General features: G+C 63.3%; 18 protein-coding genes and 3 pseudogenes. 15 read left to right on the top strand and 6 right to left on the bottom strand.

Annotated features, from left to right (window positions below):
• Nucleotides 1-41: 41 nt before the first annotated feature.
• Nucleotides 42-1883 carry a dihydroxy-acid dehydratase gene (gene ilvD, locus BMY03_RS15380; protein ID WP_094011568.1) on the bottom strand — a complete coding sequence of 614 codons (1842 nt, stop codon included), beginning with the start codon at nt 1881-1883 and terminating at the stop codon, nt 42-44.
• A gap of 461 nt (nt 1884-2344) precedes the next feature.
• On the opposite strand from ilvD, the gene BMY03_RS15375 reads away from it, so the two are divergent.
• Nucleotides 2345-4021 carry a DUF4153 domain-containing protein gene (locus BMY03_RS15375; protein WP_094011567.1) on the top strand — a complete coding sequence of 559 codons (1677 nt, stop codon included), beginning with the start codon at nt 2345-2347 and terminating at the stop codon, nt 4019-4021.
• Nucleotides 4022-4076: 55 nt separating this feature from the next.
• Here BMY03_RS15375 and BMY03_RS15370 read toward each other — a convergent pair whose 3' ends face one another.
• The gene (locus tag BMY03_RS15370) at nt 4077-4478 is read right to left on the bottom strand and encodes a lysozyme inhibitor LprI family protein (RefSeq protein ID WP_023629701.1); all 402 of its coding nucleotides are present in this window, start codon (nt 4476-4478) and stop codon (nt 4077-4079) included.
• A 274-nt stretch (nt 4479-4752) separates the two neighbouring features.
• Between BMY03_RS15370 and BMY03_RS15365 the strand changes: the two genes are divergently transcribed.
• The 8 genes and pseudogenes from BMY03_RS15365 to BMY03_RS26650 all read left to right on the top strand — a co-directional run bounded on the left by BMY03_RS15365 (nt 4753) and on the right by BMY03_RS26650 (nt 14116).
• Complete coding sequence (locus tag BMY03_RS15365) at nt 4753-5730, top strand: dipeptidase (RefSeq protein ID WP_094011566.1); 978 nt, start codon at nt 4753-4755, stop codon at nt 5728-5730.
• A 77-nt stretch (nt 5731-5807) separates the two neighbouring features.
• Nucleotides 5808-6338: a DUF5943 domain-containing protein gene (locus tag BMY03_RS15360; RefSeq protein WP_012316656.1), complete on the top strand. Its 531-nt coding sequence runs from the start codon at nt 5808-5810 to the stop codon at nt 6336-6338.
• Between the two features lie 15 nt (nt 6339-6353).
• On the top strand, nt 6354-8414 hold the full coding sequence (dgcA, locus tag BMY03_RS15355; protein WP_094011565.1) for a dimethylglycine demethylation protein DgcA: 2061 nt from the start codon (nt 6354-6356) through the stop codon (nt 8412-8414).
• 176 nt (nt 8415-8590) lie between these two features.
• On the top strand, nt 8591-10543 hold the full coding sequence (gene dgcB, locus BMY03_RS15350) for a dimethylglycine demethylation protein DgcB (RefSeq protein ID WP_094011564.1): 1953 nt from the start codon (nt 8591-8593) through the stop codon (nt 10541-10543).
• Nucleotides 10543-11775 carry an electron transfer flavoprotein subunit alpha gene (gene etfA, locus BMY03_RS15345; RefSeq protein ID WP_094011563.1) on the top strand — a complete coding sequence of 411 codons (1233 nt, stop codon included), beginning with the start codon at nt 10543-10545 and terminating at the stop codon, nt 11773-11775. Before dgcB ends, etfA begins: the two co-directional genes overlap by 1 nt.
• A 10-nt stretch (nt 11776-11785) precedes the next feature.
• On the top strand, nt 11786-12556 hold the full coding sequence (gene etfB / locus BMY03_RS15340) for an electron transfer flavoprotein subunit beta (protein WP_094011562.1): 771 nt from the start codon (nt 11786-11788) through the stop codon (nt 12554-12556).
• Nucleotides 12557-13291: 735 nt separating this feature from the next.
• A pseudogene (locus BMY03_RS26655) lies at nt 13292-13591 on the top strand (RHS repeat-associated core domain-containing protein); the annotation flags it as partial.
• A 21-nt stretch (nt 13592-13612) separates the two neighbouring features.
• The gene (locus tag BMY03_RS26650) at nt 13613-14116 is read left to right on the top strand and encodes a hypothetical protein (RefSeq protein ID WP_232888122.1); all 504 of its coding nucleotides are present in this window, start codon (nt 13613-13615) and stop codon (nt 14114-14116) included.
• Between the two features lie 191 nt (nt 14117-14307).
• Here BMY03_RS26650 and gbcA read toward each other — a convergent pair whose 3' ends face one another.
• Nucleotides 14308-15600: a glycine-betaine demethylase subunit GbcA gene (gbcA, locus tag BMY03_RS15330; RefSeq protein WP_094011560.1), complete on the bottom strand. Its 1293-nt coding sequence runs from the start codon at nt 15598-15600 to the stop codon at nt 14308-14310.
• Between the two features lie 297 nt (nt 15601-15897).
• On the opposite strand from gbcA, the gene gbcB reads away from it, so the two are divergent.
• Nucleotides 15898-16998 carry a glycine-betaine demethylase subunit GbcB gene (gene gbcB, locus BMY03_RS15320; RefSeq protein ID WP_031314933.1) on the top strand — a complete coding sequence of 367 codons (1101 nt, stop codon included), beginning with the start codon at nt 15898-15900 and terminating at the stop codon, nt 16996-16998.
• An 87-nt stretch (nt 16999-17085) separates the two neighbouring features.
• Here the strand turns inward: gbcB and BMY03_RS27010 are convergent, their stop codons facing one another.
• Both BMY03_RS27010 and BMY03_RS27005 read right to left on the bottom strand, forming a co-directional pair.
• Nucleotides 17086-17949, bottom strand: a complete 864-nt coding sequence (locus tag BMY03_RS27010) for a methyl-accepting chemotaxis protein (protein WP_371920989.1) — start codon at nt 17947-17949, stop codon at nt 17086-17088.
• Nucleotides 17941-18696: pseudogene (locus BMY03_RS27005) on the bottom strand (MCP four helix bundle domain-containing protein); the annotation flags it as partial. The gene BMY03_RS27010 and the pseudogene BMY03_RS27005, both read right to left, overlap by 9 nt.
• Before the next feature lie 291 nt (nt 18697-18987).
• Between BMY03_RS27005 and BMY03_RS15310 the strand changes: the two are divergent.
• The 4 genes and pseudogenes from BMY03_RS15310 (at nt 18988) to BMY03_RS26995 (ending at nt 21591) form a co-directional block, all read left to right on the top strand.
• A complete protein-coding gene (locus BMY03_RS15310) occupies nt 18988-19218 on the top strand; it encodes a hypothetical protein (protein ID WP_011536153.1) in 231 nt (76 codons plus the stop codon).
• A complete protein-coding gene (locus tag BMY03_RS15305) occupies nt 19215-19517 on the top strand; it encodes a cell division protein ZapA (protein WP_023630184.1) in 303 nt (100 codons plus the stop codon). Before BMY03_RS15310 ends, BMY03_RS15305 begins: the two co-directional genes overlap by 4 nt.
• Before the next feature lie 43 nt (nt 19518-19560).
• A pseudogene (locus BMY03_RS27000) lies at nt 19561-20727 on the top strand (cache domain-containing protein); the annotation flags it as partial.
• Nucleotides 20728-20853: 126 nt separating this feature from the next.
• Nucleotides 20854-21591 carry a methyl-accepting chemotaxis protein gene (locus tag BMY03_RS26995; RefSeq protein WP_371920594.1) on the top strand — a complete coding sequence of 246 codons (738 nt, stop codon included), beginning with the start codon at nt 20854-20856 and terminating at the stop codon, nt 21589-21591.
• Nucleotides 21592-21661: 70 nt separating this feature from the next.
• Here the strand turns inward: BMY03_RS26995 and BMY03_RS15295 are convergent, their stop codons facing one another.
• Nucleotides 21662-22702, bottom strand: coding sequence for a threonine aldolase family protein (locus BMY03_RS15295; protein ID WP_094011558.1), 1041 nt, complete (start codon nt 22700-22702; stop codon nt 21662-21664).
• A 294-nt stretch (nt 22703-22996) separates the two neighbouring features.
• On the opposite strand from BMY03_RS15295, the gene BMY03_RS15290 reads away from it, so the two are divergent.
• Nucleotides 22997-24250 carry a serine hydroxymethyltransferase gene (locus tag BMY03_RS15290; RefSeq protein WP_094011557.1) on the top strand — a complete coding sequence of 418 codons (1254 nt, stop codon included), beginning with the start codon at nt 22997-22999 and terminating at the stop codon, nt 24248-24250.
• Nucleotides 24251-24254 lie beyond the last annotated feature (4 nt).

The raw sequence follows: 24254 nt of genomic DNA, 5'->3' as shown, positions 1-24254 counted from the left end.
AACCGGCACACCAGGCGCCGGTTTTTTATGCCTTTAGAACCTCACAGCCCTTCGAGCATTGCCTTGTTGCGCACCGCGCCCTTGTCGGCGCTGGTGGCCAGCAGGGCATAGGCCTTCAATGCGGTAGTAACCTTGCGTGGACGCACTTCCGCCGGCTTCCAACCCTTCTTGTCCTGCTCGACACGACGCGCGGCAAGCTCTTCATCGCTGACCAGCAGGTTGATCGAACGGTTGGGGATGTCGATCAGCACCTTGTCGCCATCGCGAACCAGGCCAATGGCGCCGCCTGCGGCGGCTTCCGGCGAGGCATGTCCGATGGACAGGCCCGAGGTGCCGCCGGAGAAGCGGCCATCGGTGAGCAGCGCGCAGGCCTTGCCCAGGCCCTTGGACTTCAGGTACGAGGTCGGGTAGAGCATCTCCTGCATGCCCGGGCCGCCTTTCGGGCCTTCGTAGCGGATGATGACGATATCGCCGGTCTTCACTTCGTCGGCGAGGATGCCGCGTACCGCGCTGTCCTGGCTTTCGAAGATCTTCGCGTTGCCCTCGAACACGTGGATCGACTCATCCACGCCGGCGGTCTTCACCACGCAGCCGTCCAGGGCGATGTTGCCGTACAGCACGGCCAGGCCGCCCTCTTGCGAGTAGGCGTGCTCGAAGCTGCGGATGCAGCCGTTTTCGCGGTCGTCGTCCAGGGTTTCCCAGCGGGTCGACTGGCTGAACGCGGTTTGCGTGGGGATACCGGCCGGGCCTGCCTTGAAGAAGGTGTGCACGGCTTCGTCATCGGTCTGGGTGATGTCCCACTTGGCGATGGCTTCTTCCATGCTGGCGCTGTGCACGGTCGGCAGGTCGGTGTGCAGCAGGCCGCCACGGGCCAGCGAGCCGAGAATGCTGAAGATGCCGCCGGCGCGATGCACGTCTTCCATGTGGTACTTCTGGATGTTCGGCGCCACCTTGCACAGCTGCGGCACCTTGCGCGACAGGCGATCGATGTCGCGCAGGTCGAAGTCCACCTCGCCTTCCTGGGCCGCGGCCAGCAGGTGCAGGATGGTGTTGGTCGAGCCGCCCATGGCGATGTCGAGCATCATGGCGTTCTCGAACGCCTTGAAGTTGGCGATGCTGCGCGGCAGCACGGACGCGTCGCCCTCGCCGTAGTAGCGCTTGCACAGTTCGACAATGGTGCGGCCGGCGGTAAGGAACAGCTGCTCGCGGTCGGAGTGGGTCGCCAGCGTGGAGCCGTTGCCCGGCAGGGCCAGGCCCAGGGCCTCGGTCAGGCAGTTCATCGAGTTGGCGGTGAACATGCCGGAGCACGAACCGCAGGTCGGGCAGGCGCTGCGCTCGTACTCGGCGACCTTCTCGTCGCTGGCCGAGGAGTCGGCGGCGATGACCATGGCGTCGACCAGGTCCAGGCCGTGGCTGGCCAGCTTGGTCTTGCCGGCTTCCATCGGGCCGCCGGAGACGAAGATCACCGGGATGTTCAGGCGCAGGGCGGCCATCAGCATGCCGGGGGTGATCTTGTCGCAGTTGGAGATGCAGACGATGGCGTCGGCGCAGTGGGCGTTGACCATGTACTCGACGGCGTCGGCGATGATCTCGCGGCTGGGCAGCGAGTACAGCATGCCGTCGTGGCCCATGGCGATGCCGTCATCCACGGCAATGGTGTTGAATTCCTTGGCCACGCCACCGGCGCGTTCGATCTCGCGGGCAACCAGCTGGCCCAGGTCCTTCAGGTGCACGTGGCCCGGGACGAACTGGGTGAACGAGTTGGCGATGGCGATGATCGGTTTCTTGAAGTCTTCGTCCTTCATCCCAGTGGCGCGCCACAGGGCACGGGCGCCGGCCATGTTGCGGCCATGGGTGGAGGTCTTGGAACGATAATCAGGCATATAGCGCTCCTGGCGGCTTAATCAGGTCACTGGCTTTGCGCGAAAAATGCCTGCGCGACGATCATGCTGCGTTGAAAACAGGCTCGGAATGCGCATTGACAACCAGTCAACTCCGCTTCCTCGCCTGTTCTCGCCTTGCCTGATCGCCGCTCGGCGACTTTTCGCGCAAAGCCAAATAAGGGAGTGAGCTTCTCTTGTCCTAAAAACGCCGAAGGCCGGTTGCCACAGGCACGGATGGGGGTCGAAGGACCGCGCGGGATCGCCGCAGGCTCGACCAGAGCTCATAAACCCGCCGGGGATGTCTGGCGATGAATAGCCCGATTCTACACCGCCGCGCTCGTGAGGGAATGGCGTTGTGATAATTGGCTTCCGCCAGCCCGCAAGGTAAAGGCCTTGGCGTGGTACGAGCCGGTTTCGGTAGACTTGCGCGCCTCCTACCTCACTGGCCAAAAGGATTTGCAATGCCAGCGCCAAGTCGCTCCTTATTGTTCTACGTCGTCATCGGCCTGATCCAGGGCCTGGTGTGGCTCACCACCGTGAAGGGGGAGGGTCAGCTGCTGGGTTTCAGCCTGTCGGTAGCCCTGTGCGTCGCGGTGGCGGTAGCGGGCGTGAACCTGCAGTTGCTTGGCAGCGCGGTGCTGCAGCGTGGCACCGGCTGGTTGGTACTGGGCCTGACCGTGCTGCTCAGCGGGATCAGTGCCTGGCTCCTCGATACCGGGCATATGGACTGGCTGCAGCAGACCTGGTGCCTGGCCGCCATCGTGCTGGCCTATATCGGAACCGCGTTCATTCTCGCCTGGCCGACCGGCGAAGGGTTGCGCCCGCGCTACGAAGACCTGTTCCGGCATGCCTGGAACAACGTTTTCATCGTCTTCCTGGCACAGCTGCTGACCGGACTGTTCTGGCAACTGCTGTGGTTGTGCGCGCTGCTGTTCAGCATGCTGGGCGTTGCGCAGGTCAAGGACGCGGTGGAGTCACCGGTGTTTCTCTGGCTGGTGTTGCCGGTGGTGTTTTCGCTGGGCATGCGCATGGGCCGGGAAAACGAAAAGATCATCGGCCTGCTGCGCGGCATCCTGTTGACGCTGTGCCGCTTCTTGCTGCCGCTCAGCGCGCTGATCGCCGTGCTGTTCACCCTGACATTGCCGTTCTCCGGCCTGCAACCGGTGTGGGACACCGGCTATTCGACCACTCTTCTGTTGGTACTGGCGGGCATCAACCTGTTCCTGGTCAACGGCGTGTTCCAGGATGGCCGGCAAGGTAGCGTCTACCCCGCGCCGCTCAAGCGCCTGGTGGAGGCCAGCCTGCTGTGCCTGCCGGTGCTGGTGGGCCTGGCGGCCTATGCGAGCTGGCTGCGTATCGACCAGTACGGGCTGACACCGACACGGATCATGGCGTCGATGCTGGTGGCCGTAATGCTGGCGCATGGCCTGGCGGCGGTATGGGCGGTGCTGGGTTCGCGCCAGGCCTGGCTGCACAGCCTGCGGCTGAGCAATCCATGGATCGCCCTGCTCAGTGCGCTGCTGGTGGTGGTGTTCTATACGCCTCTGCTCGATCCGCAGGCATTGAGTGCGAGGAGCCAGGTGCAGCGCCTGGTCAACGGGCACACGCCGATCACCGAGTTCGACGCCGAGACCTTGTATCGCGACCTCGGCCAGCCGGGGCGTGAAGCCTTCGAGCAGCTCGAGCAGCGGCTGCAGACGGATGAGCTGTTCGATGCGGGCCGCCGCCAGCAGTTGCTGGCGCAGATGGCCCAGGTGCGTCAACCGACAGTGGCCGAAGACCATGGCCCGAAGTTCGAGTGGCTCGGGTCGGTGCAATCGAGCAGCGAGTCATTGGCCGACGCCACGCTTGCGCAAAGCCAGTGCGGTGGCAAGGGCTGCTACCTGTGGGCAGTCGACCTGGATGGCGACGGGCACAACGAGGTGTTGATGATCCCCCGGCACACCTATGCATCGCAGCTGTTCGTCTTCACCTGGGAGGACCGCGAGTGGCGTGAGGTGGGCAGCCTGAGCGGCAACATGGAAAACCTCGAAGGCCTGGCCAACGGTATTCGCGAGGGGGCGGTGAAGCTGGTGGCGCCGCGTTACAAGACGCTGAGCATCGATGGCCAGGAGCTGCGGCCTGACTTCAGGCGCTAGCGCCCGGCGCAGAAACTCCCCGGGGGCCGCTTGGCGGCCCGTCGCGGGCAAAAGGTCATTGCTGGCCGATGCCCTGCAGGTACTCAGAGCGCTCATCGCTACGCTGCGCCACGCAGGTGTCCCACGCCGCCTCGAACGCCTTGCTGCCGGGTTTCTCGGCCCAGGTCTCGACCTTGCAGTCGGCGTCACGCAGCTGCGTCCAGAGTTTCTCGGCGGCTTCCAGCTTGCCGCTCAGCGCCGCGGCCTTGTCGCTTTCATCCGCGTACTGGTCGCGAATGCGCTGCATGAGGTCGTCATAGGCCGCCTTCAGCTCGCGTTCGGCGGTCTGCTTGTTGTAGGCGGCGCAGGCATAGCCCTGCTGGTCGGTCTCGACGTTGTCGCAGGGGGTACTCTCCTCTTCGGCGGCGTGCGCGCCGAAAGCCACTGCCAGCAAGACCAGCCATGCCATTGATTTCATCGGGTTTCTCCTGAAGAGGCTGCGAGTCGCTGGATTCTCGCTCAGCCCAGGCCCGGGCGATAGCTCCCCGAGAAAATGTTCATGAAACAGCGTTGTCGAGACTCGCTCTCATTGCCGAGGGGCGCGTTAGAGCGTGCCAGGTCAGCCATTGACGCTTTCGGCAAACCCCCTGTCGTTTTTGCATCGGGGCGCCTCGGGCCGCAGGCATATGCTGGCCCCAAAGCGTCGGCACAAGGTTCGGCGTCTGCAAACTTCAATAAAAGGGGACAGCCTGATGAGCCCAGCCGAACTTCACGCCGACAGCATCGTCATCGACGGCCTGATCATTGCCAAATGGAACCGCGAGCTGTTCGAGGACATGCGCAAGGGCGGGCTGACCGCGGCCAACTGCACGGTGTCGGTGTGGGAGGGCTTCAAGGCCACTGTCGACAACATCGCTTCCAGCCAGAAGCTGATCCGCGAAAACAGTGACCTGGTGATGCCGGTGCGTACCACCGCCGACATCCGCAAGGCCAAGGAACTGGGCAAGACCGGCATCCTCTTCGGCTTCCAGAACGCCCACGCGTTCGAGGACCAGATCGCCTACGTCGAGGTGTTCAAGCAGTTGGGCGTGGGCATCGTGCAGATGTGCTACAACACCCAGAACCTGGTCGGCACCGGCTGCTACGAGCGCGACGGCGGGCTGTCGGGCTTCGGCCGCGAGATCGTCGCCGAGATGAATCGGGTAGGCATCATGTGCGACCTGTCCCATGTCGGCTCGAAAACCTCCGAGGAAGTCATCCTCGAGTCGAAGAAGCCGGTCTGCTATTCCCACTGCCTGCCCTCGGGCCTCAAGGAACATCCGCGCAACAAGTCCGACGCAGAGTTGAAGTTCATCGCCGACCACGGCGGTTTCGTCGGTGTGACCATGTTCGCGCCGTTCCTGGCCAAGGGCATCGACTCGACCATCGACGACTACGCCGAAGCCATCGAGTACACCATGAACATCGTCGGTGAAGATGCCATCGGTATCGGTACCGACTTCACCCAGGGCCACGGCCAGGACTTCTTCGAGTACCTCACGCACGACAAGGGCTACGCCCGGCGCCTGACCAATTTCGGCAAGATCATCAACCCGCTGGGCATCCGCACCGTCGGCGAGTTCCCCAACCTGACCGAGACGCTGCTAAAGCGTGGCCATTCCGAGCGCGTGGTACGCAAGATCATGGGCGAAAACTGGGTCAACGTATTGAAAGACGTCTGGGGCGAGTAAGCCGCTCTCCAAGCCTGAAAGCCCCTGCCAGCAACGCCGGGGCACACCAAAAAAAATTTGTATGGAGTTGAGTTTCCATGGCCAAGATCGCCCCGCAATTGCCAATCGAAGTCGACAGCGAGACCGGTGTCTGGACCAGTGACGCCCTGCCGATGCTCTACGTGCCGCGGCATTTCTTCGTCAACAACCACATGGGCATCGAGGAAGTGCTGGGCGCCGACGCCTATGCCGAGATCCTCTACAAGGCCGGCTACAAGTCCGCCTGGCACTGGTGCGAGAAGGAAGCCGAATGCCATGGCCTCGAAGGCGTGGCGGTGTTCGAGCATTACATGAAGCGCCTGAGCCAGCGTGGCTGGGGCCTGTTCGAGATCCAGGACATCGACCTGGACAAAGGCACCTGCAGCGTCAAGCTCAAGCACTCGGCGTTCGTGTACGTGTACGGCAAGTGCGGCCGCAAGGTCGACTACATGTTCACCGGCTGGTTCGCCGGCGCCATGGACCAGATTCTCGCCGCTCGCGGCAGCTCGATCCGCACCGTGGCCGAGCAGGTCTACGGCGGGTCGGAAGAAGGCCACGAAGATGGCCTGTTCGTTACAAAGCCGTTGTAAGCCGGAGATAGCGTCATGGCCTTCGAAGCAATGTTCCAGCCGATCCAGATCGGCAAGCTGACCATCCGCAACCGCGTGCTCAGCACCGCGCACGCCGAGGTGTATGCCACCGATGGCGGCATGACCACCGACCGCTATGTGAAGTACTACGAAGAGAAGGCCAAGGGCGGGATCGGCCTGGCGATCTGCGGTGGCTCGTCGGTGGTGGCCATCGACAGTCCGCAGGAGTGGTGGGCCTCGGTCAACCTGTCCACCGACCGCATCATCCCGCACTTCCAGAACCTCGCCGACGCCATGCACAAGCATGGCGCCAAGATCATGATCCAGATTACCCACATGGGCCGGCGCTCGCGTTGGGACGGCTTCAACTGGCCAACGCTGATGTCGCCGTCGGGGATCCGTGAACCGGTGCACCGCGCCACCTGCAAGACTATCGAGGTGGAAGAGATCTGGCGGGTGATCGGTAATTACGCCCAGGCTGCGCGTCGTGCCAAGGAGGGCGGCCTGGACGGCGTCGAGCTGTCGGCCGTGCACCAGCACATGATCGACCAGTTCTGGAGCCCGCGGGTCAACAAGCGTACCGATGAATGGGGCGGCACCTTCGAAGGCCGCATGAAGTTCGGCCTGGAAGTGCTCAAGGCTGTGCGCAAGGAAGTCGGCGACGACTTCTGCGTGGGCATGCGCATCTGCGGTGACGAGTTCCACCCCGATGGCCTCAGCCACGAGGACATGAAACAGATCGCCGCCTACTACGACGCCACCGGCATGCTCGATTTCATCGGCGTGGTCGGCTCGGGCTGCGACACCCACAACACCCTGGCCAACGTCATCCCCAACATGAGCTACCCGCCGGAGCCGTTCCTGCACCTGGCGGCCGGCATCAAGGAAGTGGTCAAGGTCCCGGTGCTGCACGCGCAGAACATCAAGGACCCGAACCAGGCCACGCGCATTCTCGAAGGCGGCTACGTCGACATGGTCGGCATGACCCGCGCGCACATGGCCGACCCGCACCTGATCGCCAAGATCAAGATGGGCCAGATCGACCAGATCAAGCAGTGCGTCGGTGCCAACTACTGCATCGACCGCCAGTACCAGGGCCTGGATGTGCTGTGCATCCAGAATGCGGCCACCTCCCGCGAATACCTGGGCGTGCCGCACATCATCGAGAAAACCACCGGGGTCAAGCGCAAGGTGGTGGTGGTTGGCGCTGGCCCCGCCGGCATGGAAGCGGCCCGCGTGGCAGCCGAACGTGGCCACGACGTGACCCTGTTCGAGAAGAAGGAGCAGATTGGCGGGCAGATCACCATCGCCGCCAAGGCCCCGCAGCGTGACCAGATTGCCGGTATCACCCGCTGGTACCAGCTGGAGCTGGCGCGCTTGAAGGTCGACCTGCGCCTGGGCACTGCCGCCGACGTGGTGACCATCCAGGACCTGCGCCCGGATGTGATCGTGCTGGCGGTGGGCGGGCACTCGTTCCTTGAACAGAACGAGCACTGGGGGGCTGCCGAAGGCCTGGTGGTCAGCAGCTGGGACGTGCTCGACGGCAAGGTCGCGCCGGGCAAGAACGTGCTGGTGTACGACACCATCTGCGAATTCACCGGCATGTCGGTGGCCGACTTCATTGCCGACAAGGGCAGCCAGGTCGAGATCGTCACCGACGATATCAAGCCGGGCGTGGCCATGGGCGGCACCACCTTCCCGACCTACTACCGCAGCATGTACCCGAAAGAAGTGATCATGACCGGCGACATGATGCTGGAGAAGGTCTACCGCGAAGGCGACAAGCTGGTGGCGGTGCTCGAGAACGAGTACACCGGCGCCAAGGAAGAACGGGTGGTCGACCAGGTGGTGGTGGAAAACGGTGTGCGTCCCGACGAGCAGCTGTACTACGCGCTCAAGGACGGTTCGCGCAACAAGGGCCAGATCGACGTGGAGGCGCTGTTCGCCATCAAGCCGCAGCCGATCCTCAGCCAGCCGGGCGAGGGTTACCTGCTGTACCGCATCGGCGACTGCGTGGCCCAGCGCAACGTGCACGCGGCGATCTATGACGCCTTGCGGCTGTGCAAGGATTTTTGAGCCCAGGACCAACGCGGTTCCTGTAGGGAGAACACGGTGGGAGCGGGCTTGCCCCGCGATAGCGCCAGCAGGTGCAACCTGATTGGCCGACCGGACGCTATCGCGGGGCAAACCCGCTCCCACCGAGCTCTCCCACAGGGACCGACGCACGCTTACCGCTGTTGTGGGAGCCTCCCATGTTGAACACCCTTCTACCCATCCTGCTGTTCACCGCCCTCGCCCTGGCGGTGCTCGGCGCCCTGCGCCGGGTGCGCATGTGGCGGCGCGGGCGGCCGAGCAAGGTCGACCTGCTTGGCGGCCTGCTGGCCATGCCACGGCGCTACCTGGTGGACCTGCACCATGTGGTCGAGCGTGACAAGTACATGTCCAAGACCCACGTGGCCACCGCCGGCGGCTTCGTGCTCTCGGCCGTGCTGGCGATCCTGGTGCATGGCTTTGGCCTGCACAGCAAGATCCTCGGTTACGCCTTGCTGGTGGCCACGGTGGTCATGTTCAGTGGCGCCTTGTTTGTCTTCAAACGCCGGCTGAACCCGCCCTCCCGGCTGTCCAAGGGCCCGTGGATGCGCCTGCCCAAGAGCCTGCTGATGTTCGCGGCGAGCTTCTTCATTGCCACCTTGCCGGTGGCGGGAATCCTGCCTGAAGGCACGGGCGGCTGGGTACTGGTGGCACTGCTGGGTATCGGTGTGCTGTGGGGCGTGTCCGAGCTTTTCTTCGGCATGACCTGGGGCGGGCCGATGAAGCACGCCTTCGCCGGCGCCCTGCACCTGGCCTGGCACCGCCGCGCCGAACGCTTTGGCGGTGGCCGCTCCACGGGCCTCAAGCCGCTGGATCTGGAAGACCCGAATGCGCCGCTGGGCGTGGAAAAACCGGTGGACTTCACCTGGAATCAGTTGCTCGGTTTCGACGCCTGCGTGCAGTGCGGCAAATGCGAGGCCATGTGCCCGGCGTTCGCCGCTGGCCAGCCGCTGAACCCGAAGAAACTGATCCAGGACATGGTCATCGGCCTGGCCGGTGGCACCGACGCGCGCTTCGCCGGCAGCCCGTACCCGGGCAAGCCGATCGGCGAGCATGGCGGCCACCCGCACCAGCCGATCGTCAACGGCCTGGTGGATGCCGAGACGCTGTGGTCGTGCACGACTTGCCGCGCCTGCGTCGAGGAATGCCCGATGATGATCGAGCACGTCGATGCCATCGTCGACATGCGCCGCCATCTGACCCTGGAAAAGGGCGCCACGCCGAACAAGGGCGCCGAGGTGCTGGACAACCTGATTGCCACCGACAACCCCGGCGGCTTCGCCCCCGGCGGGCGGATGAACTGGGCGGCTGACCTCAACCTGAAGCTGCTCTCAGAGGTGAAAACCACCGAGGTGCTGTTCTGGGTCGGCGATGGCGCCTTCGACATGCGCAATCAGCGCACCCTTCGCGCCTTCGTCAAAGTGCTCAAGGCGTCCGGAGTGGACTTTGCCGTGCTCGGCCTGGAAGAGCGAGACAGCGGTGACGTGGCGCGCCGTCTGGGCGATGAAGCGACCTTCCAGCAACTGGCCAAGCGCAATATCCAGACCCTCGCCAAGTACCAGTTCCAGCGCATCGTCACCTGCGACCCGCACAGCTTCCATGTGCTGAAGAACGAATACGGCGCCCTTGGCGGCGAGTACCAGGTGCAGCACCACAGCACCTACATCGCCGAACTGATCGCCGCCGGCAAGCTCAACCTCGGCCAGCACAAGGGCGGCAGCGTCACCTATCACGATCCCTGCTACCTGGGCCGCTACAACGGCGAGTACCAAGCCCCGCGCGACGTGCTCAAGGCCCTCGGTATCGAGGTACGCGAAATGCAGCGCTCGGGCTTCCGTTCCCGTTGCTGTGGCGGAGGCGGCGGTGCGCCGATCACCGATATCCCCGGCAAGCAGCGTATCCCCGACATGCGCATGGACGATATCCGCGAGACCGAGGCCGAGTTGGTGGCCGTGGGCTGCCCGCAGTGCACGGCGATGCTCGAAGGCGTGGTCGAACCGCGCCCGCAGATCAAGGACCTGGCCGAGCTGGTCGCCGATGTACTGATCGAAGATGAGGCCCCAGCCAGCGCAAAGTCGCCAGCGGCCAAATGTGAACCTGCGGAGGTGCACTGATGAGCGACATCATCCGCCGTGACCCACGCGCCGAGTGGATCGCCCGTAACCGCCTGCACCCGCTGCATGCGGCCATGCAGACGCAACAAACCAGCTGGATGGGCCCCAATGGGCTGATGCGCAAGAATCCCCATGCGATTGCTGCTGGCTTCATAGGCCCCAACGGCCTAAAGCGTATCGACCGCAGCGGCGCCCAGCAGGGCACCGGTGTGGGTGGGCGGCGCACAGCCGCCGCCGAGGTGCAGCTGCCGCTGCACCAAGTTGCCGCGCCTGCGTTCTATATCGCCGTGGTCCCGGACATGGTCGGCGGTCGTCTCGGCAGCCACGACCGCGACCTGCTGGGCCTGGCCCACAGCCTGGCCGGTAGCGACGGTGCGGTGCTGGCCGTGGTGTTCGGCGAGCACAAGGAAAGCAACTTTTCCACAGCCGGCGTCGACCGCCTGCTGGTCGTCGAGGGTGAGGCCTTCGAGGGTTATGCACCGGAACAACTGGTCCAGGGCCTGCGGGCTGTGGATAACCAGTTCGCACCACGCCACTGGCTATTGCCTGACAGCCGCAGCGGCGGCGGAGAGCTGGGCCGACGCTTCGCCGCGGCCCTGGGTGAGCGCCCGGCAACAAGGGTGTGGCAGGTCAAGGATGGCCAGTGCATCGGCCGTGCTGGCGCGGGCCAGCAAGATATCCAGCGCGCCATGCCGAGGCTGATCCTGGCCGCCGCCGAATGCGCCGAGCCGGTCAGTGAAACCCGCCATGAAGCCCTGCCAGTGGAGTTGTCCACAGGCGTGGCGCGCAGCCTGTCGCGCATCGAAGACCTCGGCTCGGTGGCCGTGGACCCGGCGGCCATCGCCATGGCAGAGGCCGAGTTCATCGTATCCGGCGGCAACGGCGTCAAGGACTGGGACCTGTATCACCAGGCCACCGCTGCCTTGGGCGCCACCGAAGGCGCCTCGCGGGTGGCGGTGGATGACGGCTTCATGCCGCGCAACCGCCAGGTCGGCGCTACCGGCACCTGGGTTACCGCACGGGTTTACGTGGCTGTGGGTATCTCCGGCGCCATCCAGCACCTGCAGGGCATCGGCGCCTGCGACAAGGTGGTGGCGATCAATATGGACCCGGGATGCGACATGATCAAACGGGCCGACCTGTCGGTGATTGGCGACAGCTCGGCGATTCTCCAGGCACTGATCGAGGCTGTGGATAACTTCCGCAGCGGCGGCCAGCGCGACGCGGCATAGGGGCACGCGCATGAGTACGAAAGTCATCAGCCTGGTTTCCATCGGTGCCCACCCCAGTTCCGGGCGCGCCCGTCGCGCCGAGCAGGATGCCCGCGCCGTCGAACTGGGCCTGCAACTGGCTGGGGATAACTTGCAGGTGGTGCATGCCGGCGATCCCCGCGAAGAAGCGCTGCGTGGCTACCTGGGCATGGGGCTGGATCACCTGGATGTGCTGGAGCAACCCGCTGGCGCCGATGTGCTGGGCGTGCTGGGCGATTACCTGCGCGATGCCGGCGCCCAGTTGGTGCTGGCCGGCAGCCAGGCCGAAACCGGCGAGGGCTCGGGCATGCTTCCGTTCCTGCTGGCCGAGAAGCTGGGTTGGCCGTTGGTGGTAGGACTGGCCGAGGTGGAATCGATCGAGAATGGCACCGCCCAAGTGTTGCAAGCACTGCCACGCGGCCAGCGGCGTCGCCTGAAAGTGCGCCTGCCATTGCTGGCGACTGTGGATAACGCCGCGCCCAAGCCACGACAATCAGCCTTCGGCCCGGCCCGGCGTGGGGTGCTGGCGGCGCGCACTGCAGAGGTTGTGGACGATCCGTTGCTGGCCAAAGATGCCCTGCAACCGGCCCGCCCACGCCCCAAGCGGCTCAAGGTGATCAAGGCCAAGAGCGGCGCCGATCGCATGAAGGCCGCCACGGCCAAGGCCAGTGGCGGAGGCGGCAAGGTGCTCAAGGATGTTTCTGCTCAGGAGGGGGCCGAAGCGATCCTGAAGCTATTGGTGGAGGAGGGTGTCCTGCGCTGATGCCACCAGGGGCACGTCGTCTCCGTATAGCTCCGCTCCTACTGGCCTTGCGTATCGCCTGTAGGAGCGATCATTGCTTTTTGCCCACCGTTTCTGTTTGCCAAACTGTGGATAAAGTGTTCGCCATTTGCTGGAGAGCACGAAACTCAAGGCGCACGGGCAGTCGTTCGAAAATTGATCAGCCCAGGTTTTGGCGAATTGAAAGCCAGAAATCCGGATTGGATAGCTTAAGCAAGTATTTGCCCACAAATACTGTTGATCGACCTGTGGATAATTTGTAAAGAGTTGCTTGAAGCCCACGCTGTCGGTGCCTTGCATGCAGTTGATCAGAAAATGATCAAAGCTATGCAGCATGCTGTAGAGCCATGCATCGATAGGTCTGGCGCATGATATCCACAGCGGTGTGATGGTTGACCTGTTGTTTTCAACAGATGCTGTTGGCGTCCCTGTGGATAACGTGTTGGATGAACGCTACAGGCGTTAATTTACGTGGCGTCCATTTGGTTGATCGTTTTTTGATCAATCGGCTAGCGGCAGCCGCCACATAGGCATCTTATGGATAAAAGTGGGGCTGAAGGTTAAGAAGCTTGCCCTTGACCTGGCATTTTTACCAGTTATCACAATTTCGCGTCGGTGATAGCGTACTTCCAGTAGCCCTTCTACAGGGCTGTGCAGGCCTTCGCGGGGCAGGCATCGACCTTATCGGCTGTCATTTCCTCTTAGGAGTTCTAGTTAATGTCGAGCACGCTACTGGCAGTTGATCGCCTTCACAGTCCACTTGCCCGTTTTGGTGCATGCACTAGCACTGCCGCGTACTTGCCACATGGTTACAAGCATGGGCTCACCGCGAAGCCAAGTCTCGGTTTCACCGGCCAGCTATGCGAGCCCGCCGTAGGTTTTTACCTACTGGGTAACGGCCATAGAATTTACAATACAGTACTGAAGTGTTTTCACTCTCCTGACAGGCTAAGCCCTTTTGGCAAGGGAGGGATAAATACATATGCCTATTGTAGTCGTGATCCTGTAAATAGGACTGATCCTAGCGGTAGACTTCCAATGACTGCCCCTGTGACATCAGCGGTCAATGTAATTGTTTATGCTACAGGAGCTAAGATTACATTTGATGGTATAAATATGGGGCTTAAGCACTGGAGGTCTGAAGTCACTGGGGCGAAACGTCCGTGGACAGATCCGCTAAAGCTACCTGAGTTAGTCTCGCAATTCCTGAAAGTCTCAACTATTACTTTGTTAGGTGCAAGTGAGTTAAGAAAATTTTTTGCTTCTAAAGTTACAGATCCTGAAAACATGTTTCAGCAATCAAACCGGGACGATGATTTGACGCAGGCCTTGATTGTTAAGGCCGCAGCAGCAGCAACAGGGACCGCGTCTGTTATAATTGAGACTTTTATCGCGGGCGTGGATCTGGATAGAGCAAGAATGAAGAATAATCTAAATAAGAATATGCGTAGTGGAGAGGATCCCGAGGCTGGACATGACTTCGGTGCTGCCGCGGATATTGCGATGTTAGATACGTCAAGTGGTGCGGATGCTGGTCTGTGAGTTTTCCTGAGATTCTGGTTGACCCAATTTTATTGGGTTTATGGAATCATGTGGTTGACCCATAGATAGAATGTGCAGGTACGTATTCCCGACGTATAAATGATGGCGACGCTTATACTTGTCGAGGATGGAGAAATTGCGCCCTGAACCGACCACGCCTTGGCTGGTGCGCCAGGCGTGGTCGATTTCTTTCACTGAGCGAGCACTTCCTTCAGGTAGGGTGCCGGCTCCGCCCCCAAGTTGTTCAACAACCGCTGACTATACCAATCGATAAAATTCACCACCCCAAACTCATAAGTCTTCGAATACGGCCCCGGCTGGTAAGCCGTGGAATTGATCCCCCGCTGGTTCTCCTCGGCCAACCGCCGATCCTGGTCATTGGTGGCATCCCACACCTTGCGCATCTCTTCAGGGTTGTAATCCACCCCCTCCACCGCATCCTTGTGCACCAGCCACTTGGTGGTGACCATGGTTTCCTGGGCGCTGATCGGCCACACGGTGAACACGATCATATGATCGCCCATGCAGTGGTTCCACGAATGCGGCAGGTGCAGGATGCGCATCGAGCCGAGGTCCGGGTTCTTGATGCGCCCCATCAGCTTCTTGCAAGCCACCTTGCCGTCCATGGTCATCGACACGGTGCCCTTGAGCAGCGGCATGCGCACGATGCGGTTACGCAGGCCATGGCTCTTGTGCAGGTAAGGGATTTTCTCGGCCTCCCAGGCGGCGGCCGAGGCGGCCACGTGGTCCTTGAATTCCTGGCTGGCCCGCGGGTCGTTGGTGTCGTCCCATTCCAGCAGGGTTTTCAGCAGCTCCGGGTGCGAGCCGTTGCAGTGGTAGCACTCGCGGTTGTTCTCCAGCACCAGCTTCCAGTTGGCCTTTTCCATCAAGGTGGTCTGCACCGCCACCTTGGTGTTCTCCATGTCGTACGGTTCCATGTAGTGGTCGAGGGTGGCGAGGAACTCGTCGATGGCCGGCGGATTCTCGGCCAGGCTGATGAAGATGTAGCCCCCGGCCACCTTAACGTTCACCGGTTTCAGACCGTACTGGTTCATGTCGAAGTCGGCGCCCATCTCGGTGCCGGCGAACAGCAGGCGGCCATCGAGTTCATAGGTCCACTGGTGGTAGTGGCAGACCAGCTTGGCCACCTTGCCTTTGTCGCTCACGCACAGGCGCGAGCCGCGGTGGCGGCAGACGTTGTGGAAGGCATGCACCTTACCTTCGGCACCGCGTATCACGATGATCGGGTTCTTGCCGATCTGCAGGGTGATGTAGTTGCCCTTGGTCGGGATCTCGCAAACCATGCCGGCGATCAGCCACTCCTTGTGGAAGATCTCCTGCATGTCGATCTGGAACAGGCGCTCATCGCAGTAGAACGGTTGCGGCAGCGAGTAGGTGCGCTCGCGGGTCTGCAGCATCTTGGCGGTGGCCTTGCGTGCAGGTTCCAGTGGATCGCCCAGGCTCAGGGTTGCGGTGACGTCCATCGTGTGGTCCTCGTGGCCGCGTGCGGCCGGCTGAAGTGGCTAATCGTTGTTGTAGTGCCGCAAGGCTGTTCTTTGGGATAAACAGCGTGTTGTTTTGCCGAGGAGTGTGCGTCCGGGCCGGGAAAGGACCATATCCACGGGCGACATGGCCGCATCGAATTCCGACGCGCCAGCCCTTGTAGCGCGGGGCTGGTCGCGATAAGCACGCCGATGTCGCGGATGGGAATGTACGTAGACGGCGCTATGCGCATTATCGGAGCCATAAGAAAGGCCGACAGTCGGCTGCTGGAGATGAACATGTCCGATACCTTCCTCAATCCGGTTACCACCCAGACCTGGGCCAATGGCCGCCACATCGTGCGTTGCGTCAAGGTCATCCAGGAAACCTGGGACGTGCGCACCTTCTGCTTCATGGCCGACCAGCCGATCATGTTCTTCTTCAAGCCCGGGCAGTTCGTCACCCTTGAGCTGGAGATCGAAGGCAAGCCGGTGATGCGTTCGTACACCATCTCCAGCTCGCCGTCGGTGCCTTACAGCTTCTCGATCACCGTCAAGCGGGTGCCGGGCGGGCTGGTCTCCAACTTCCTCCACGACACCATGCACGAAGGCGCCGAGTTGCCGGTGCACGGGCCGGTGGGGCTGTTCAACGCCATCGACTTCCCGGCCGGCAAGACCCTTTATCTGTCCGGCGGCGTCGGCATCACCCCGGTGATGTCCATGGCGCGCTGGTTCTACGACACCAACGCCAATGTCGACATGGTCTTCGTGCACAGCGCCCGCTCGCCGAAAGACATCATCTACCACCGCGAGCTGGAACAGATGGCCTCGCGCATCCCCAACTTCAGCCTGCATATCATTTGCGAGAAGCACGGGTTGGGCGAGCCGTGGGCGGGTTATCGCGGCTACCTCAACCAGCGGCTGATGGAGCTGATCGCCCCGGACTACCTTGAGCGCACCATCTTCTGCTGCGGCCCCACGCCCTACATGAGCGCGGTCAAGCGCATGCTCGAAGCGGTCGGCTTCGACATGAAGAACTACCACGAGGAATCGTTCGGCGCGACGCCGCCTGAAGCCAAGGCCGACGCAGTGGAGCACGCCGAAGCGGCGGCCGATGCGCCGGAAGTGGATGCAGCCGACCTCAACCTGGTGGAGTTCGTCGGCAGTGACAAGAGCATCCGCGTGGCCCCGGGCGAAACCGTGCATGCGGCGGCGGCCAAGGTCGGGCTGATGATCCCCAAGGCCTGCGGCATGGGCATCTGCGGCACCTGCAAGGTGCTCAAGCTCGGCGGCGAGGTGGAGATGGAGCACAACGGCGGGATCACCGAGGAGGACGAGGCCGAGGGCTACATCCTGTCGTGCTGCAGCGTGCCAAAGGGGGATGTGCGGATCGAGTATTGATCCTCGATCGGATGCGATCGCGGGGCAAGCCCGCTCCCACGCAGTGAGGCTGGTGGGAGCGGGCTTGCCCCGCGATGCGTTTGAGGATCAGGTACGGAATCGCGCCACCAACCCATTCAGATCCACCGCCAGCCGCGACAGTTCGGCACTTGCCGCGCTGGTCTGGTGCGCCCCGGTGGCACTCTGCACCGACAGGTCGTTGATGTTCACCAGGTTGCGGTCCACCTCGCGGGCCACCTGGGCCTGCTCCTCGGCGGCGCTGGCAATCACCAGGTTGCGCTCGTTGATCTGCGCCACCGCGCCGGCGATGGTGTCCAGTGCCAGGCCCGCGCCACGGGCGATGTTCAGGGTCGATTCGGCGCGCTCGGTGCTGGTGCGCATCGAGTCCACGGCCTGCTCGGTGCCACCCTGGATGCTGCCGATCATCCGCTCGATCTCGCTGGTGGACTGCTGGGTGCGGTGAGCCAGGGCACGCACTTCGTCGGCAACCACGGCAAAACCACGGCCTGCCTCGCCAGCGCGGGCGGCCTCGATGGCGGCGTTGAGCGCCAGCAGGTTGGTCTGGTCGGCCAGGCCGCGGATCACGTCGAGCACCTTGCCGATATCACGGGACTGCTCGGCGAGGTGTGCGATCAGCTTGGCGGTGGCCTGCACATCGCCGCTCATGCGCTCGATGGCGCCCACGGTCTCCAGTACCAGGTCGCGGCCATCGCCGGCCGAGCGGCTGGCTTCGCTGGAGGCTTCCGAAGTGCTGACCGCGTTACGGGCCACTTCTTCGACGGCACTGGTCATCTCGGTAACGGCGGTGGCGGCCTGCTCGATCTCGTTGTTCTGCTGCTGCAGGCCACGGGCGCTTTCGTCGGTGACGCTGTTCAGCTCTTCGGCGGCGGAGGCCAGCTGGGTGGCGGAGCCTGCGATCAGCTGCAGGGTGTCGCGCAGCTTGTCCTGCATCTTGGCCATGGCCTTGAGCAGGCGCGCGGCCTCGTCGGTGCCGTCGGCGTGAATGCTGTGGGTCAGGTCGCCTTCGGCGATCTGCTCGGCGGCCTTGAGCGCCTCGTCGATGGGCTTGACGATGCTGCGGGTGAGCAGGAAGGCGAACAGCAAGGTCAGCACCGTGGCCGCTACCAGCAGGCTGATGACCAGGGCGAAGGCGCCGCTGTACTGCTCGGCCGCCTGGGCGTTGGTGGCGCTGGTCTGCTCGGTGTTGATGCGCACCAGCGCGTCCATGACCTTGTTGATCTGCTCGGAGTTGTCCAGCAGGTCGCGGTTGAGCAGTTCGCGCAGGGCATCGAGGTCGCCGGCCTGGCTCAGGCTGCGCATGCGCGCCTCGAGCTGGCGGTACTGGTTGAGCAGCAGGCCGTACTGGTCGAAGGCGGCCTTCTCGTCGGCGGCGGTCACCAGCGGCTCGTAGGCGCGGCGCGCCTTGTCGATCTGCGCGTTGCGCTCGTCCAGCAGGCGCAGGGTGTCTTGCTGGGTGGCCGGCTCGCGGTTGAGCAGCAGGCGGTAGGAGAGGGTGCGCAGGCGCAGGTTCAGTGCGGTCAGCTCGTCGAGGGTCTTGATGCTGGGCACGCTGACTTCTTCGATGGTCACGCCGGCCTGGCGGATGTTGCCCATCTGGATCAGCGAGAAGATACCCAGGCCGAGCATCAGCACACCGATCACGGCGAACCCGAGCAACGCGCGGGGCGCGATATTCATATTGCGTAAGGACATGGAGGCGGTTTCCAAGGCAGAGGAGGTGCCGCGATCCATGCGACGGAAGAAGACCTGCCTGCCTATCGGTCGTGACCGGCCAGTCTTTAGGCTGACTTGATGAAATTGTGAGGCAGCTAACTATTTTCCTGACCAGCGGTTGACCTAGGTCGGAACAAGGGGGCTGATCCTGGGTCAACCTCAACCCGGCAAACACCTTTTGAATCCGATATTTAATGGCGGGGGCGCAGGTTTTTCCTTATCGTGTGCGCCCTTTGCAACAACCGAGATAGACGCATGTTGGAAACTTCCCTGAATCAACTCGAGCAACTGGTCAGCGACCTGATGCACAAGAACGCACAGCTGGCCGAACAGAACGCCAGCCTCAGCCAGGAACTGGCGCAAGCCAAGGAAGAGAACGACAGCCTGCAGTTGTCGCTCATGGAGCAGGAAGAGAAGCACGGCGCCACCGCCGCGCGCATCCAGGCCTTGGTCGAGCGCGCCAGCGCAGGTGTCGTGAACGCATGAGACTGCAAGCGCAGCCGGTCAACGTCGTGTCGATCCTGGGCAACGACTATTCGCTGAAGGCCCCCGAGGGCCAGGAAGAAACCCTGAACCAGGCCGTGCGCATGCTCAATGTCGCCCTGGCCGAGACCAAGCGCAGCTACCCGACCCTGATCGGCGACAAGCTGCTGGTGCTGGCAGCCCTGAACCTGTGCTCCAAGCAGATCGAACTGCAGCGCGAGCACGACCGCACCCTCGAGCGCACCCAGGCGCAGATCGACGCTACGGTCGATGCCATCAGCAAGGCCGTCTCCGACGTCTGACTGACGTCATCGTGCGCCTTCGTGAGAGCGAGCTTGCCCCGCGATGCGGGCGTCCAGTCTGTCGCAGATCACTGGAACAACTGGATACTTAAGTGTATACACTTCCCGAAAAACAATAATTATCGGGGAGTGGCACATGCGCATCTGGCAGCGGAGCATCCAGTGGCAATTGATCGCGAGCATGGGCGCCGCCCTGCTGGCGAGCATCCTGGTGGTGGTGGCGATCTATACGGTGGCGCTCAACCGCCTCACCGAGCGCTATCTAGTCGATACGGCCTTGCCGGCCAGTATCGAGGCCATCCGCAACGATATCGAGCGCATGCTCGGCCGCCCGCTGGTGGCGGCCGCAGATATCGCCGGCAACACCCTCCTGCGCGACTGGCTGGCTGCCGGTGAAGATCCCGCCGCGCTGCCGGCGTTCATCGAGTACCTCGACGCCGCCAAGCAGCGCAACCACGCCTTTACCACCCTGTTCGCCTCCACGGTGAGTGGCAACTACTACAACGAAAAAGGCCTTGACCGCACCCTCAGCCGCGCCAACCCCAAGGACAACTGGTTCTACGGCTATATCGACAGCGGCGCCGAACGCATGCTGAACATCGACATCGATGGCTCCACGGGGGAACTGGCGCTGTTCATCGACTATCGCGTGGAAAAGGCCGGCCAGCTGGTGGGCGTGGCAGGCATGGGCCTGCGCATGACCGAGCTGTCCAAGCTGATCCACGACTTCAGCTTCGGCGAGCACGGCAAGGTGTTCCTGGTGCGCAACGACGGGCTGATCCAGGTTCATCCCGACCAGCAGTTCAGCGGCAAGCGTCAACTTGCCGAGCAGCTGGACGTCGAGGCGGCAAACGCTGTGCTGATGGGCGGCGAGGGCCTGCGCAGCAGCCGTTTCCAACGTGATGGCGAGGACTACCTGGCCTTGGGCCTGCCCTTGCGCGACCTGAACTGGACGCTGGTGGCCGAGGTGCCGGAAACCGAGATCTACGCCCAGGCGCGCCAGGCCATCTGGCAGACCTGCCTGATTGGCGGCGCCGTGGCGCTGATCTCGTTGTTGCTGGTGGTGCTGCTGGCGCGCGGGCTGGTACGGCCGATCCGCCAGGTCACAGCGGCGCTGGTGCAGATCGGCGGTGGCGCGGGCGACCTCAGCCATCGCCTGGACGATGCGCGCCAGGACGAACTGGGCGATCTGGCCCGGGGTTTCAACCGCTTTCTCGACAGTCAACGCGGCCTGATTGGCGAGGTGCTGCGCACCACCGAACGCCTGCACCGGTCGGTGGAGCAGGTGACCCAGGTGGTGGACAACACCGCCGAGCGCTCGGGCCGCCAGCAGGAGATGACCGAAATGGTCGCCACCGCGGTGCATGAAATGGGCCTGACCGTGCAGGATATCGCCCAGAACGCCGGCTCCGCCGCCCACGCCTCGCAATCGGCGCGGGACGAAGCGCTGCAGGCGCGGGAGGTGGTGCGCCGCTCGATCCACAACATCGAGGGCATGTCCGGGGAGATCGGCCGCGCCGCCGAGGCCGTGACCCAGCTGGCCGACGAGGTTGCCTCGATCGATGAGGTGCTGGCGGTGATCCGCAGCATATCCGAGCAGACCAACCTGCTGGCGCTCAACGCCGCCATAGAGGCAGCGCGGGCCGGTGAGATGGGCCGGGGCTTCGCGGTTGTCGCCGATGAAGTACGCACCTTGGCGCGCCGCACCCAGGTGTCCACCGACGAAGTGCAGCAGATGATCCAGCGTCTCAAGCAGGGCGCAGGCATGGCGGTGGCGTCGATGCAGGCCGGGCAAACGGCCACCGGCAACGGTGTCGAGTCGAGCCAGCGCACTGGTACCTCGCTCGGCGCGATCACCGATCAGGTCGAGCGCATCAGCGGCATGAACGAGCAGGTAGCCACGGCCACCGAGGAACAGTCGGCGGTGACCGAGGAGATCAACCGGACGGTACAGGGCATTTCCGACCTGGCGCGGCAGACGGCGGCCGAGGTGCAGGATTGCCGCGAGGAGTGCCAGGCGCTGCGTGGTTTGGCCGATGACCTGGCGCGACAGATGGGTGGGTTCAGGCTGTAAAACAATCGCGGGGCAAGCCCGCTCCCACGACAGTTGCGTGGGAGCGGGCTTGCCCCGCGATTAGGGTCTGTCAGGCACCAACGATGGCGCGGATATCCGCCGCCAACTCCCGCACGCGGGATTCTTGGGTATCCCACGAGCACATGAACCGAGCACCACCGCTACCGATGAAGGTATAGAAACGCCAGCCTTTGTTGCGCAACGCCTCCAGCGCAGGTTCCGGCATCTGCAGGAATACCCCGTTGGCCTCAACCGGGAACATCAGCTCCACCCCCGGCAGGTCACTCACCAGCGACGCCAGCAGCTGCGCGCAGTGGTTGGCGTGCTGGCCATGGCGCATCCACGCGCCGTCTTCGAGCAGCCCGACCCATGGCGCCGACAAGAAGCGCATCTTCGACGCCAACTGCCCGGCCTGCTTGCAGCGGTAGTCGAAGTCCTCGGCCAGGTCGCGGTTGAAGAACAGGATCGCCTCGCCCACCGCCATGCCGTTCTTGGTGCCGCCAAAACACAGCACATCGACGCCAGACTTCCAGGTCAGCTCGGCCGGCGAACAGCCGAGGAACGCGCAGGCATTGGTGAAGCGCGCGCCGTCCATGTGCAGGTTCAGGCCCAGCTCCTTGCAGGTGGCGCTGATCGCCTTGAGCTCGTCGGGGCGGTAGACGGTGCCCACTTCGGTGGCCTGGGTAAGGGTCACCACCCGCGGCTTGGGGTAGTGGATGTCCTGGCGCTTGAGCGCCACTTCGCGGATCGACTCGGGGGTGAGCTTGCCGTTGACGCTAGGCGCGGTGAGCAGCTTGGAGCCGTTGGAGAAGAACTCCGGCGCGCCGCATTCGTCGGTCTCGACGTGGGCGGTCTCGGAGCAGATCACGCTGTGGTAGCTCTGGCACAGCGAGGCCAGGGCCAGGGAGTTGGCGGCGGTGCCGTTGAAGGCGAAGAACACTTCGCAGTCGGTCTCGAACAGCTTGCGGAAGTACTCCGAGGCCCGTTCGGTCCACTGGTCGTCGCCGTAGGCGCGTTCGTGGCCCTGGTTGGCCTTTTCCATCGCGGCCCAGGCTTCGGGGCAGATGCCGGAATAGTTGTCGCTGGCGAATTGCTGGTTGTTGTTGGTCATGACGCCTGTCCTTTTTACGACGCAGGCACGCACTCTAAACCATCGATTCGGCGGTTGCCTATACAGGTTGTCCAAAGGCAGCGCAGGCCTCGTGAGAGCGGGCTTGCCCGCGATGAGGCCATCCGGGGCAAGCCCGCTCCCGCGCTGTTTTCCACAGTGCCTTGAACAATGTCGTAAACGCGCCATTGCAAGGCGCGCGCAGGCATCTGTACCGCCGTGCCCGGTCATACCATCGCTGCAAAGGGTGGGAAAACCCTCACCAGACAAGAAACGATCGCTGCCGGGAGATACACGATGTTCAGCAAGCAAGACCAGATCCAGGGTTACGACGACGCACTGCTGGCGGCGATGAATGCCGAGGAACAGCGCCAGGAAGCTCACATCGAGCTGATCGCCTCGGAGAACTACACCAGCAAGCGCGTCATGCAGGCCCAGGGCAGCGGCCTGACCAACAAGTACGCCGAAGGCTATCCGGGCAAGCGCTACTACGGCGGCTGCGAGCATGTGGATAAAGTCGAGGCGCTGGCCATCGAGCGTGCCAAGCAGCTGTTCGGCGCCGACTACGCCAACGTCCAGCCGCACTCCGGCTCCTCGGCCAACGGCGCCGTGTACCTGGCCCTGCTGCAGGCCGGCGACACCATCCTGGGCATGAGCCTGGCCCACGGCGGCCACCTGACCCACGGCGCCAAGGTGTCGTCCTCGGGCAAGCTGTACAACGCCGTGCAGTACGGAATCGACACCGCAACCGGCTTGATCGACTACGACGAAGTCGAGCGTCTGGCCGTGGAACACAAGCCGAAGATGATCGTCGCCGGCTTCTCGGCCTACTCCAAGACCCTGGATTTCCCGCGTTTCCGCCAGATCGCCGATAAAGTCGGCGCGCTGCTGTTCGTCGACATGGCCCATGTCGCCGGCCTGGTCGCCGCCGGCCTGTACCCAAACCCCATCCCCTTCGCCGACGTGGTCACCACCACCACCCACAAGACCCTGCGCGGTCCGCGTGGCGGCCTGATCCTGGCCAAGTCCAACGAAGAGATCGAGAAGAAGCTCAACGCCGCCGTGTTCCCCGGTGCCCAGGGCGGCCCGCTGATGCACGTGATCGCCGCCAAGGCGGTGTGCTTCAAGGAAGCACTGGAGCCCGAGTTCAAGGCCTACCAGAAACAAGTCATCGAAAACGCCCAGGCCATGGCCCAGGTGTTCATCGAGCGCGGCTACGACGTGGTGTCGGGCGGTACCGACAACCACCTGTTCCTGGTCAGCCTGATCCGCCAGGGCCTGACCGGCAAGGACGCCGACGCCGCCCTGGGCCGCGCCCATATCACCGTCAACAAGAACGCCGTGCCCAACGACCCGCAGTCGCCGTTCGTCACCTCGGGCCTGCGCATCGGCACCCCGGCCGTCACCACCCGCGGCTTCAAGGTCGCCCAGTGCGTGGCCCTGGCCGGCTGGATCTGCGATGTGCTGGACAACCTGGGCGACGCCGATGTCGAGGCCGATGTGGCCAAGAACGTCGCCGCGCTGTGCGCCGACTTCCCGGTCTACCGCTGAGTGG

Origin of the sequence: Pseudomonas soli, assembly GCF_900110655.1 — a bacterium.
Classification (GTDB): domain Bacteria; phylum Pseudomonadota; class Gammaproteobacteria; order Pseudomonadales; family Pseudomonadaceae; genus Aquipseudomonas; species Aquipseudomonas soli.
Note: the sequence above shows the minus strand (reverse complement) of the source record. Positions and strands in the feature narration are given on the sequence as shown.